13 protein-coding genes are annotated in these 13,507 nt (G+C 41.3%); 4 read left to right on the forward strand and 9 right to left on the reverse strand.

The genetic code is table 11. The annotated features are described in order from the left end of the window. Positions 1–208: 208 nt before the first annotated feature. From ABYB02_RS01870 to ABYB02_RS01885, 4 genes are read left to right on the forward strand one after another with little or no spacing between them, the layout of a single operon-like run. Positions 209–907 (forward strand): transglutaminase-like cysteine peptidase, encoded by a 699-nt coding sequence (locus tag ABYB02_RS01870; protein ID WP_372760495.1) that lies wholly within the window; start codon positions 209–211, stop codon positions 905–907. Between the two features lie 55 nt (positions 908–962). Next, positions 963–2,906: an EAL domain-containing protein gene (locus tag ABYB02_RS01875; protein WP_372760497.1), complete on the forward strand. Its 1,944-nt coding sequence runs from the start codon at positions 963–965 to the stop codon at positions 2,904–2,906. 13 nt (positions 2,907–2,919) lie between these two features. Beyond that, positions 2,920–3,459, forward strand: coding sequence for a hypothetical protein (locus tag ABYB02_RS01880; protein ID WP_372760499.1), 540 nt, complete (start codon positions 2,920–2,922; stop codon positions 3,457–3,459). Between the two features lie 54 nt (positions 3,460–3,513). Further along, complete coding sequence (locus tag ABYB02_RS01885; RefSeq protein WP_372760501.1) at positions 3,514–4,836, forward strand: O-antigen ligase family protein; 1,323 nt, start codon at positions 3,514–3,516, stop codon at positions 4,834–4,836. 429 nt (positions 4,837–5,265) lie between these two features. Here the strand turns inward: ABYB02_RS01885 and ABYB02_RS01890 are convergent, their stop codons facing one another. The 9 genes from ABYB02_RS01890 to acpP form a co-directional block, all read right to left on the reverse strand. Beyond that, positions 5,266–7,125, reverse strand: a complete 1,860-nt coding sequence (locus ABYB02_RS01890; RefSeq protein ID WP_372760503.1) for a metallophosphatase — start codon at positions 7,123–7,125, stop codon at positions 5,266–5,268. Between the two features lie 4 nt (positions 7,126–7,129). Next, entirely contained in the window at positions 7,130–7,909 is a 780-nt protein-coding gene (locus ABYB02_RS01895) for a TatD family hydrolase (protein ID WP_372760505.1), read from the reverse strand. Positions 7,910–8,053: 144 nt separating this feature from the next. Then, positions 8,054–8,380: a PilZ domain-containing protein gene (locus tag ABYB02_RS01900; protein ID WP_372760507.1), complete on the reverse strand. Its 327-nt coding sequence runs from the start codon at positions 8,378–8,380 to the stop codon at positions 8,054–8,056. A 15-nt stretch (positions 8,381–8,395) separates the two neighbouring features. Beyond that, entirely contained in the window at positions 8,396–9,310 is a 915-nt protein-coding gene (locus tag ABYB02_RS01905; protein WP_372760509.1) for a DNA polymerase III subunit, read from the reverse strand. A 1-nt stretch (position 9,311) separates the two neighbouring features. Further along, the gene (gene tmk / locus ABYB02_RS01910) at positions 9,312–9,938 is read right to left on the reverse strand and encodes a dTMP kinase (RefSeq protein WP_372760511.1); all 627 of its coding nucleotides are present in this window, start codon (positions 9,936–9,938) and stop codon (positions 9,312–9,314) included. A 5-nt stretch (positions 9,939–9,943) separates the two neighbouring features. Then, the gene (gene mltG, locus ABYB02_RS01915) at positions 9,944–10,930 is read right to left on the reverse strand and encodes an endolytic transglycosylase MltG (RefSeq protein ID WP_372760513.1); all 987 of its coding nucleotides are present in this window, start codon (positions 10,928–10,930) and stop codon (positions 9,944–9,946) included. Further along, positions 10,924–11,748 carry an aminodeoxychorismate lyase gene (gene pabC / locus ABYB02_RS01920; RefSeq protein ID WP_372760515.1) on the reverse strand — a complete coding sequence of 275 codons (825 nt, stop codon included), beginning with the start codon at positions 11,746–11,748 and terminating at the stop codon, positions 10,924–10,926. Before pabC ends, mltG begins: the two co-directional genes overlap by 7 nt. Before the next feature lie 58 nt (positions 11,749–11,806). Beyond that, a complete protein-coding gene (gene fabF / locus ABYB02_RS01925) occupies positions 11,807–13,045 on the reverse strand; it encodes a beta-ketoacyl-ACP synthase II (RefSeq protein WP_372760517.1) in 1,239 nt (412 codons plus the stop codon). Between the two features lie 202 nt (positions 13,046–13,247). Then, positions 13,248–13,484, reverse strand: a complete 237-nt coding sequence (gene acpP, locus ABYB02_RS01930; protein ID WP_006792304.1) for an acyl carrier protein — start codon at positions 13,482–13,484, stop codon at positions 13,248–13,250. Between the last annotated feature and the right edge of the window lie 23 nt (positions 13,485–13,507).

Raw genomic sequence — 13,507 nt, forward strand, 5'->3', positions numbered from 1 at the left:
CCAAAACTTCAATTATAATCTCACCTTCTCGGTCTCTCCCTTAAATACAGGCATTAACTGCACAAGTCGTATTACAGCTACTGTAAACACCGACTGTGATGCTCAGCAGTTTATTTTTATAGCAACATTTTTGCATACCTGTTATTGCTAGTTTGTCTTTTAACACTAATACTCAAAGCAGATGCATCTAAAAATTTAAGGAGTTTCTTTGCGCTTTGGATGCTACGTGTTAATTTTCTTTTCATTTTATGTTTGTTCGCATGAGGTACTCGTTTACTTAAAGAACAATAAAATCATTGAGCGCGCCAAACAGCAATATGGTGATGATAGCGAAAAACTTATTAAACTGTGGTTAAAATTTATTAATAAGGCAAGTCAAGAAAATGAATGGCGACAATTACATTTAGTTAATAATTTTTTTAATCAGCATATAAAATACCGCACTGATCTTCAGCTCTGGAAAAAAACTGATTACTGGGCTACGCCAATAGAAACACTTGCCGTGGGGATGGGTGATTGCGAAGATTACGTAATAGCTAAATACCTGACTCTAATTGCTTTAGGCGTTAACGAGCAAAAAATCAGATTTATGTATGTGCGGCAGACAACCGTTAATGAACCACATATGGTGCTTATTTATTTTAACCAACCAAATGAAACCCCATTCGTTTTAGATAACTTTAATAAGCAGCTATTAGCAGCAACTGAACGTAAAGATTTAACGCCAATATACAGTTTTAATGGCCACGGCCTATGGCTGGCTAAGTCAAAAGGGCTGGGGAATAAAGTAAAAAATAGTCCAGGCGTATCTGCGTGGAGCTTGATGTTAAAGCGAATAGAGCAAGGTCAGCTCACTCCCATCAACAATAACTTCAAAGGTATTGCCAACGATGTATCACGTTTTTAACAAAGGGCTCAGCCTCAAAACACAAATTTATGGTCTCATCATTGCAATTTGTATTTTGTCATTTGTTGTTCGCATAGTGAGTGATATAGACACCACTCGTGATTATTTACAAAAGCAATTAGCCAGCCATGCCCAAGACACAGCAACGAGTTTAGGGCTTTCAATCTCACCTTACTTAAAAGAAGATTCTTTAGTGTTAAGTAAAACCATGGCAACAGCCATTTTTGACTCTGGATATTACCGCCAGATCCGTTTTATTGACCACAACAACTCTGTGCTATTTTCTTTAGAAAATCCAAGCTATGTTGAATCGGTGCCGCAATGGTTCGTTAATTATATTAAATTAACCGCTCCAACCATGTATTCTGAAATCAATAGTGGATGGATCATTGCCGGGACGCTCGAAGTAACCAGCCATTTAGGTGAAGCCTATACAACATTATGGCGGCATGCAAAAGAAAGCTTTTACAGCTCATTTTTAGTACTCATTATTTCACTGGCGATTGCATACTTAATTTTACAAGCCGTGTTTAAACCCTTAAAAGCTGTTGAACGCCAAGCTCTTTTAGTAACTCGAAAACGTTTTACAGTGAACAACACTCTTCCCGTAACTCGTGAGTTAAGAGTGGTCACACAAGCCATTAATAACATGGTTGCTAATTTAAAAACCTCATTCAACACCCTAACTAAACAAACGCAAGCCTTATCTAATACAGTATATAGTGACTCGCTGACCGGCTTGGGGAATCGAAAGTTATTTGAAAACTATTTCAATACAGTGATCCATAGTGTCTCGCCAGTGCGGCCTTTTACCGGCATTATGATCACCCTGCCCTCTTTACAGCACATAAATCAATCACAAGGCTATCAAATTGGGGATGATTATGTCATCGAAGCAGTACAAATTACCAAACACGCTTTGACACAGCTCAGCAACTATAAGTTATGTAGATTAAACGGTAGCACGCTTATCATACTTGCTCCTTATGAGAGCAACTTTTTACAGCTGTTTCAAAACGATCTTAGCAACACGTTTAAACAACATGAGAGCTCTCTGCATATTAATGGCTATGCCAATATAGCACTGGTCAGCATTAACAAAGAAACAGCATTGAGTGGGTTACTTTCTGCATTAGATACTCGTTGTACCATAAACAAGATGAGCAGTAGCTCGGAGCAAAATAACCAAAGCCATTTTAGTGTACAAAAATGGCGAGAAATCATAAACTTAATCATTAACTCTGGTGATATAAGTTATTCACTGCAACCAATAAAACAAGCTAACTCTCAACAAGTAGCGAGTTATTTTGAAGTGTTTGGCTATTTTATCAATGAAGGTAAACTGATCAATAATAGTCACCTATTTGCAATGGCAGAAAGGTTAGAATTAACTATTGAGCTCGACAAAAAGCTAATTGCTAATTTTATAGCTATAAAAGCACAATACCCTAAAGAGCGATTTGCATTAAACATAAGTAAAGCCTCTTTATACTCTAGTACATTTATTAACTGGTTAAATTCATTAACAAAAGCACACCCCATATTAAAAAGTAACCTCGTCTTTGAGTTCCACGAACTCAGCCTCCTCGCAGATGTGAAGCTGGCTTCTAGGCATATAGATATTATTAAAAAAATGGGGATTGGTATCTGTATAGAGCATTTCGGAACTAGTTTAACTTCGTTTAAGTACTTACAAGATCTCGATATTGAATATGTAAAAATTGATGGCGGTTATGTACAAGATTTACTAAATAGCGCGCAAAGCCAATTTTACATTCAAGCGGTCATTAATATTTGCCATGGTGTGGGTATAAAAGTGTTTGCGTCTATTGTTGAAACCGCCGACACATTAACGCTGCTTGAAGAGTTAGGCTGCGATGCTGTGCAAGGCAATTTAATTTGCCCTCCCTACAAAATAAATATTATTGATAAAAACACAACTAAAAAATTTACTTTTCACCCAAATGTATTAAAATTTTGTAATAAGGCTATTTTTTAAACAAGGTGTACTCATGAAGTCAATTATCTATTGCGCACTACTGATAAGTTTGTGTGTATGTTATACACCGCGCGCTTATGCCCAAACAAATACTGCAGCTGAAATACAAACTAGCGAAGTTGATAACTTAATTTCAATTTTAAGCAATACCTCTGCTGACACATCACCCGAGCAGTTACAAAAGGATTTGATTGCAGCCATTAAGCTCATTTGTAAAAACCAGTTAAAAGATCAGGCTGATAAAACCATCCTTTTAAGAAAGTGCTCTGCCGATCAGCTCGAGTTGATGCTAGCTGCTGTTAGCAGTGCTTTTGGCGCAGACAGTCCTCAAGTGATTAGTTTTTTAGCGGCGTTAGCTGCCTATGGCGTTGACCCAGACGCCATTACAATTGCGGCAATATTAGCGGGTATTGATCCCTCTCTCGCCTCGCAAGCTACCGCAGCGGGCCCTAATTCCCCCTCACCAGCACCGATTACTTTTCCTTCACTCCCCACCCCTCCTGGTAGCGGTGGCTCTGGTGGTGATGGTGGTATTTCGGAAATAGGTAACTAATTATTAATCAATATGTAAAACGCAGCGCTGGCTGCGTTTTTATTAGAGTATATTTTGCATCGGTTTATATTTTGTTTGCTGTGTAGCATATTATTTTTACTCCCCCTGCCCTTAGGGAGTTACCGCCCATGGGCAATTTTAACTATGGGCGTATTTATAAGCTTCACTTTTTTTATACATCTTATTAATTGCGTTATGCATACCAAGCACAGTCTTTTTCCTGCGCGTTGTTATTGGCCTCTATTGGTTGTACTAGCGAGTGTAATCTTTGTGTGTACATTACAGTTGTACGGGGACAGTGCCGATCCTTTTCAAACGAAACAAATGCTAGTTAAAACAAGTTTTATGTTTATGTTGTGCTGGTTAATTTTTACCTATTGTAATAACGCCCAGCGTATTAAAAGACTAATATATACCATTGTCTGTGCAGGCGTTTTGCAAGCATTGTATGCCAGTTATTTAAACTTTTCACCGGACATACTCAGTCCTTTATTTAACTATCAACACACTGAGCGTGCTATAGGAACTTTTACCTATGCTAACTTTTTAGCCAATTATTTAGCGCTTTGCTTGTGTTTAGGCATTGGTGTGTTGATCAGTGAATTGGAACGCGGGGTTAATAGTAACAAACACTCGATAACCCAAACATTACGCGATTGGGCAGAAGTGTTATTGAGCTCTAAAATTATTTTACGTGCATCACTCATTATTATTATTGTGGCGCTTATTTTAACTCGCAGTCGCATGGGCAATTCGGCATTTTTTATTGCGCTCATTCTAGTGAGCTTACTCGCCCTGTTTGTTTATAAGCAAAAGCCCAACGCATTCAAACTGCTTATAGTCAGCTTTTTTATCATCGATTTAATAATTATTGGTGCCATTTTCGATGTTGAAAAAGTAAAGCAACGCATTAGTGAAACTAGTTTGCAATTTGAAACGCGCGATGAAGTAGTGCGCGACTCAATTCCGCTCATTTTAGCTAAACCATTACTGGGCTCAGGTGGCGGCACTTTTTATACTGTGTTTCCAGCATATCAATCTGAACTCTACTCTGGCTATTACGACAATGCCCATAACGATTATGTGCAATTCGCGGTTGAGCTGGGTATACCGACTACTGCGCTGTTAGGCTTACTGGTACTGTATTGTTTGTGGTTATGTATCGACACCATGCGCAAGCGTAAAACGGCGCTTTATCAAGGAGTGGCTTTTGGTTGCGCCACCACTATCATTACTATGCTGCTGCATTCTTTAGTTGACTATTCATTGCAAGCTGGCGCTAACTCTATGCTGTTTATCGCTATTTTATGTTTAGCCATATTAACGAATAAATTACCAGCAGCAAAGCGGAATAAAAAACGACGCAGTGATGGGTAAAGAGCAGATATTAGCCATCAGTTGTCAGTGCAGCGCGAAGCGCCTCTGTGGTTAAAATGATTTTGTAGGCGCGGCTTATCTTACCCCCCGTGTGCATGACAATAAGATCTTAGTAACTTATTTACCACAGAAGATACGAGAAAACAGAGAAAGTGATTAAATACAAATGTTATGAGTATTAGTAAAGGTATTAGGTTTTTTCTTTGTATTCTCAGTGCAGCGCACAGCGCCTCAATATTCTATGTGCTTTAAGAGTCATTTTTACGTTGCAGGTTTAACTGATTTATTCACAAAGAGGGCTAAGAGACGCTGCGGTTTAAGCGCTAAAAGCTTTACACATTTGAAGCTTCGCGTCACACGCGAGCAGGCTCTGCGTCTACAAATTATCTGTAACGGCCTGATCTCTGAAACCTAATACCAGCTGTTAATTTATTGCTCTGTTAAGTCAAATTCGCTGATATGGCCGTCGCCATGAATGAGCTGGTAGCGGGCTAAATCACCTTGCGCTAAGGTGATTAAACTAATGGCTGAGTCACTTACTAGATACTTTTGCCCTTTGCCTAGGGTTTGGTGTTTATCAACTTCCATATGCCAACGTTTAGTAAAAAAGTTAAGCGGGCTTTTCGGGCCGTATAAAATAGAGTCAAGTTTATCAAGTAGATTGATCAGCTTGCGCGGGAATTCATTTTTAATGCCACTGGCGGTTAGTTGCCATATTCTATTGGCGTGGTCGCCAAAGCGTTTTTGCACCGAAAAGCAAAACGAATAATGCACATCGCCCGATAAAATGAGCGTTTCGTGTGGCGTATCTTCACGCCTAAAAGTATCGAGTAACTTTTTCGCTGAGCCTTCATGCGCCATCCAGTTTTCTACATCCACGGTGAGTGGCTGGCCACACATATTGAATAACGCTTGAATAGCTTCTATCGACTTCACGCCAAATACCGGCGCCGGCGATACTATAATGACCTTATCGTGACTCAACAAGCTTTGCTCAAGCTCAGTAAGTCGCTCCCAGTCAAGTAACCCTGAAGGCTCGTTAAAATTTCGCTCGTTGCGCCAGCGATGTGTTCGTGTATCCAGTACCACTACCTTGGGTGTGCTTGTCAGCTCATAATGCCATTGGCTAAATGCGTTTAATGGTTTGTCAAACGCGCTAAATTGCCATGTATTATTCTCTGCTAAGCAACCTTTAAACGCAGCTAATAAACATCCGCTGTTAATTAATGCATCATTACCCAATCCTTGAAATAACCAGTAGCCAATTAGGCCATTATTTACTATGCGCTTACTTGCTGGATGTTGCTCAATCGCCTGCTCCCATGCAGCGGTGAGATTCCAATCGTCGGTGACATCGTGGTCGTCAAACATCATTAAAGTAGACACGTTGGCAAATAAACGCGCGACGTCAGCTAAGCCACGTGAAAAGCCAAGCAGAGCCTGTTTTTCAGTAATAAATAGCTGGCGATGTTTAGCGTTTGTGCCGCCATAGCTGGCGTTTTCTATGTCAACACACTGCCAAGCAATATCACTAAAATTGAGTAAGTATAAGGCAATATATTCTTCAAAATGAATCAGATGATTATACGCTTTAATGCTGGAAAAATGCGGCTGATCTTTTTTCAGCCAATAACCTATCCCTAATTTAGCGCGATTTTGCCACGGTGTTTTAGGTAAAAAAACATGACGATTATACAGCTGCTCATCAAGTTCAGTGGGTAAATTAAGTGCTAATGGCTGTTCTTTATAAATACCCAGTTTAGTGATCAGCTGGTGAATAAGCAGTAACATCGGCCCCGCTACGTCATCAGCGTAAACCTGATCACCCGAAAGTAATAGCAGTTGTGCGCCTTGGCTATTATTTTTACGTTGCTCATTTTGCCAGTGACTTGCCGCCACTAAGCTGTCTTTTGCTGGGTGATGCGCATTACGGCACGAGCCATGTAAAATATCCGTGAGTTGATTAGGAATTGCAAAGGCTGGGGCTGATTGGTTATCGAAACACCATGGTGATAAATCCACTTCGTTGTCATCAATAAACAATGCATAACTCAGTAAACTGTCGAGCGGGAAAGCGCCACTAATGGGTTTAACTGTTAAAAGTTGTAAGTATAAGTGTTTACCCAGTGCAATACTTTGCTGCTCACTATAACACGCATAATTTAGTAGCTCGAGACGGCAGTTTGCAGCTTTAGAGGTCGCAAACTGAATGCAAATAGTGCCTTGCTCAGCACGGCGCACCACAGGTCCCATTAATAACATAGGCAGTGGCGCCGTGCTCATAAGCATGCTGTTAGCCTTTTGCTGCTAATTTAAATAACGAATAAAAATTATCTGTAGTGGCTTTTGCCAATTCGTTAAAGCTAATGCCCTTTAATTCACTAATATAATACGCAACATCTTCAACATAGGCTGGCTGATTGGTTTTGCCACGATACGGCACGGGTGCTAAGTAGGGTGAATCGGTTTCTATTAATAAACGGTCGAGTGGAATTTGCTTTACTACGTCTTTCAACTCAACGGCATTTTTAAAAGTAACGATACCCGAAATTGAAATATAAAAGCCCATATCTATGGCCTTTTTAGCCATATCCCAATCTTCGGTAAAACAATGCAGCACGCCACCGCAGTTTTCAGCGTTATGCTGTTTCATTAAATTAATAGTGTCGGCGCGAGCATCACGAGTATGAATAATAAGTGGTTTTTGTAATTGGTTAGCCACCTCTATATGGCCAACAAAACTTGCTTGCTGTACGGCATGCGTGTCTTTGGCATAATAGTAATCTAGGCCGGTCTCACCTATCGCCACGACTTTGTCATGGGAAGCTAAATCAATTAATTGTTGCTTATTAAGCGCATCTTTTTGATCCAGTGGGTGCACGCCACAGGACGCCGACACATCATCGTAATGCTTGATTTTATCGAGCATACTTGGGAATTGATCCAGCGTAACGCTGACACATAAAAAATGCTCCACTTTTTTTGCGCGGGCATTATCTAGTACTTGGTCGAGGTTTAAATCTAGTTTATCAAAATCAAGACGATCTAAATGGCAATGAGAATCTACAATCACTATGGGACCTGTATCTATTTGGAGTGGAAGTTTGTTCTAACTAAGGTAACCTAATTGAGTCACTAATTCCCCTAGTCAGAAGCCAAAATAAGCGGCTATTATCGCGAGTGGCGCTATAATCACTCGCTGTAACCCTGCCTATTACTACATGGTATACGTTGGATTACCGGAGTTTAACATAGTGCCTAGCAGTTTTTCGATCTTAGCGTTTAAATTGGTTTTATCATCTAAAAAACTAATACCAATCCCCGGCGGGTTGGTGCTTTGTGCACCTTGCGGCGTGATCCACGATACTTTACCGGTTACCACATCATCTTCTAACGCATCGGGTAGCGTTACCCTAAGCGCTAATGAATGCCCAACCTCATAACGCATATTAGTACGTACAAATAAGCCGCCTTTTTTTAAATAAGGCATGTAACAGCAATATAATTCATCTAAATCATCTATATCTACTAATAGCTCTTGCATGAGCAATCCTTTTAATTATTTGCGCAATGTGTATGCGAGTCGCGACACTGCAAGCGGTAAATTAAGCCCGAGTATTTGCGTGTTATTTTGTAAAAAATCATGCAATGCTTGCTGCGCTGCTTGATAAGCGTCAAAACTCATGCCCTGCAACAGTTGTTGCTTTAATTGCTCGCTTAAAAATAACGTAAATATACGAATTAGCTCGGGTTGTTTATTAATTATTGTCACTAACTCGGTGAAATTATGGCTTTGTTTAAACTCAGTTGCAAATTTATAAAGTGAATCTATATTTTGCAATTGATTTTGCGCTTGCCACTGTTGAACTTGTAATGGTTGACTGTAAAACAACGGCAACCAAGCATAATCCTCTATCGCCAACGCTTCAAGCCATTGCTTAGCAACATCAAGCTGCGTGACTTTCACATCGGTTTTAGCACAACGGCTTAAAATAGTGGCTGGTAATTGTGACACTTGACTGCTGGTCAAAATTAAAAAACGGCTATTACTCGGCTCTTCTAAGGTTTTTAATAAGGCATTTGCCGCAGCTGTTGTCATTTTGTCGCAGTTTTCGATTATTACCACTTTATTGCCATTTTGCGCTGCAGAGTGATGCATAAAATCACTAATAGCACGAATATCATCAACCCCAATACTTTGCCCATCTACCTGAGTAACCCGCTTATCGGGATGCGTCCCTGCCAGCGTTAAGGCGCAGCTTTTACAGTAGCCACACGGCATAAGAGTACTATTAGCCGTTGCTAGCAGGTGTTGAGTCATATTGTGGCACAATAAGCTATTCGCCAGTTGCTCTGCTAGCGCAAACTTACCTACACCTATAGGGCCACAAAACAATTGGGCATGATGAAAACGCTGAGCACGAAAGCTTTGTGCCAAACGTTGCTCGGTATCGTGCAGCCAAGGCAGTGCCATATTATGTTAACCCTGCAAAAAAGGTCTGTAGCACTTGGCGTATATCGCGATGCACATGATCAATATGTTGATTAGCATCGACTGTTTTTATCGAGCTGTCCTCACTTGCCAGCTCTAAGTAACGCATTCTAGTGCGCTGAAAGAACTCTATTGCCTCTTGTTCTATGCGGTCAAGTTCACCACGCCCTTTCGCGCGTTCCAAACCAATCACAGGGTCAATATCTAAGTAAATAGTTAAGTCAGGTTTCAACCCTTTTAATACCATTGAAGACAACGAGGCCAAGGTGTTAGCGCTAATACCGCGTCCGCCACCTTGATACGCCTGCGAGGATAAATCGTGGCGATCGGCAAGCACCCATAGGCCTTTTTCAAGTGCAGGGGTTATTACATTATGCATCAACTGCGAGCGTGCAGCATACATAATGAGCAACTCTGTTTCAAATGCTATTTCTTCTTCGTGCTCAGCTTTCACTAATGTGCGTAACGATTCAGCCAGCGGTGTGCCACCGGGTTCACGCACGTTAATAAAATCAATTTTTTTGTTTTGTAAAAACGATTGGCACAGCGCAATGGCAGTTGACTTTCCTGCCCCTTCAAGTCCTTCGATTACAATAAATTTTGGGTTCATAAAAATTAGTTCTTGTTATTTAATATATACGTTTTAACGGCCGCATTGTGTTGCTGTAATGTGGTTGAAAATTGGTGGCTACCATCCCCTTTTGACACAAAGTAAACATACGCTGTTTTTGGTGGATTCACCGCCGCCAAAATAGCCGCTTTTGAGGGCATAGCTATGGGGGTGGGTGGCAAGCCATTAATACGATAAGTATTATACGGCGTGTGCTCACGTAAATCTTTACGTTTAATATCGCCATCAAAGCGCTCACCCAAGCCATAAATCACCGTCGGATCGGTTTGTAGGCGCATATTACTGTTAAGTCTGTTAACAAATGCCGAAGCAATTAACGGGCGCTCACAGGCAAGGCCGGTTTCTTTTTCAATAATTGACGCCATGATCAGTGCTTCATAGGATGTTTTGTAAGGTAAGTCGTCGGCACGTTGTTGCCAAGCCGCTGCAAGTATTTGCTGCATTTTTTTTGCGGCTCGCTGTAGCACGCTACTGGCCGTATCGTTATGGTGATAATGATAGGTTTCGGGAAACAACCACCCTTCTAAATGAGTGTCTTGCCCTATTATTTGTTGACCTAATTGCGTCGTATCCAAATCATATTTTAAGTTATCTGCCTCTCTAAGTGCACTTAGCACTTCACGTAACGCTTGTCCTTCAATAATGGTAAAGCTAAAGCTGATTTGTTGCCCACTGTTGATTTTTTTTATGTTGTTGAGCACCGTGTCGTTTGTCAGCTCATACAGCCCTGCTTTTAATTCGGTAAGGCTTGGGTCTAATTTAGCAACCAGCTGATAACGCCAGCAGCTGTCAAGCCAGCTATTTGCTTGCCATTGCTGGCATAACTGGTTAAAACCCATGCCTTTTTTAACTTCGAATTGCGTATTACTGGCAACATTAAGTGGGCTATGAATGGTGGTGTGTAACTGCTGATAGCCAATGGCGGTGGTAATAATTGCAAGCACTAATACCGAAAACATTACTTTTAACACTTAGCCTCCTTGGCTAATAATTCTTTTAATATTAACTGGCTGTCTACTACATTAAATGTATGCTCTGCAATACGGCTAACGGGGACCGCACCCATTAAGCTATTACATATAAATACCGCATCCGCTTGCAGCAGATCATCAACACTAAGGTGTTTAAATTCAACGGCTAATTTATCACATAACGATTGCAGATAAACCCCCTTAATACCGCACTGCGTTAAGAGTGGAGAAAATATACGTCCTTGTGAAATGACAAACACATTGGCAGCTGACGCTTCGATGACGTGATTGTTATAATCGAGCACCAGCACATCATCACAATCTTGCCCTTGCATTGAATTCTTGATCAGCACTTGCTCTAGTCGATTCAGCGTTTTTAGCCCCGCCAATAATGGCTGTGCCGCTAACTTGATAGGGCTAATATTCACCCTAACGCCATCATTTGCAAACTGCGCATAATGTGTTGGGTAGTCAGACACAGTTAATAAAATGGTTAAATGACATTCGCTAGGCAACGCATACCCTCGCCCACCTACGCCGCGCGTTACCAGCACTTTAAGTACGCCAAGCTGTTGCAGCGCCACAGCCTCGCTTATTTGCTGTTCGAGCGCTTGAAAATTAATTTCTGGAAAACCCAACCGCGCAGCAGATTCAATTAAGCGGGCTTTGTGTAATGGCCAGTGTTCAACCTGCCCAGCGCCTATTTTAGCGGTGGTAAAAAAACCATCACCATAATTTAAGCCACGATCGGCGTAGCTGATCTGACTATTTTTATCGGTGATTAAAATTGTCTGCATGGATAGTGTTTTATTTTGCATATAAAAAAAGCCCAGTTAAACAACTGAGCTCTTATCGTTAGTTCGTTGTTAAAAAAGATTATACCTTTTTAAACAGTAACGAGCCATTAGTACCACCAAAACCGAACGAGTTACATAACGCATACTCTAGCTTTGCATCACGTGCTGTGTGTGGCACGTAATCTAAATCGCAGCCTTCGTCTGGATTATCTAAGTTAATCGTAGGTGTTACTTTTTGTTCGGTTAACGATAAAATAGAAATAATTGATTCAACCGAGCCCGCAGCGCCAAGTAAATGACCCATCATTGACTTAGATGAGCTTACCATTACGTCGCTTGCGGCAGCACCAAAGATGCTTTTAACTGCAGCGGTTTCTGCTTTATCGCCCGCGTGTGTTGATGTGCCATGGGCGTTAATGTAACCCACTTGTTCAGCATTAACTTGGCCATCTTTTAACGCATTTTCCATCGCTAAGGCTGCCCCTGCACCATCTTCTGGTGGTGACGTCATGTGAAACGCATCGCCACTCATACCAAAGCCTACCAGCTCGGCATATATTTTAGCGCCCCGTGCTTTAGCGTGCTCGTACTCTTCTACTACCACCACACCGGCACCGTCTGAAAGCACAAAGCCATCACGGTCTTTGTCCCACGGGCGTGAAGCCGCTTGTGGGTCGTCGTTACGAGTCGATAATGCACGAGCGGCATTAAAGCCCCCCATACCAATCGGTGTACAGGCTTTTTCAGCCCCACCCGCAACCATAGCATCAGCATCGCCATACGCTATCATACGCGCAGCGTGGCCAATATTATGCAGTCCTGTGGTACACGCGGTCACAATTGAAATATTAGGGCCACGTAAGCCATTCATGATTGATAAATGACCCGAGATCATATTAATTATGGTTGAAGGCACATAAAACGGCGATAATTTACGCGGACCACTGTTGAGTAATTTAATGTGGTTTTCTTCAATTAACGTTAAACCACCAATGCCAGAACCCACCGCCACACCAATACGTGTTGCATTTTCTTCTGTCACTTCAAGGCCAGAGTCTTTAAACGCCTGAACCCCTGCTGCAATCCCATATTGGATAAATAAATCCATTTTTTTAGCATCTTTTGCTGGCATATATGCCGATGCATCAAAATCATTAATAAGACCCGCGAAATGCGTACCATACTTTGAGGTGTCAAAGTGAGTGATGGTTTGAATACCGCTTTTGCCTGCTAATAAGCCCTGCCAGGTTGATTGCACATCATTCCCTAGCGGCGTCAACATGCCTAAGCCAGTTACGACAACACGACGTTTAGCCACGGTTTGCCTCCAATAAGGTGTTTGTAAGAGGGTGACATACCCAAGCTACCTCAAAGTGCTAGTCTCAATAAATTTAGCAGCGCATAATACCAACGATAATTCGCTTAGCTGGCAGTGGTGCCTTGCTTTTGAATCATGAACTTTGAAGTGGTTTGGATATAGAGTTTAAGGGCAACGAACGCTGCCCTTAAATTGCGACTAATTACTCAGCGTGAGCTGTTACGTAATCGATTGCAGATTGTACTGTAGTGATTTTTTCAGCTTCTTCATCAGGGATCTCAGTATCAAACTCTTCTTCAAGAGCCATTACTAATTCAACTGTATCAAGAGAGTCTGCACCTAAGTCATCTACGAAAGAAGATTCATTTTTAACTTCTTCTTCTTTAACACCTAGTTGTTCAATGATAATTTTCTTTACGCGTTCTTGGATATCGCTCATTCTTCTTTCCTTTATTAAAAACG

Origin of the sequence: Pseudoalteromonas sp., from assembly GCF_041613455.1 — a bacterium.
Lineage (GTDB): Bacteria > Pseudomonadota > Gammaproteobacteria > Enterobacterales > Alteromonadaceae > Pseudoalteromonas.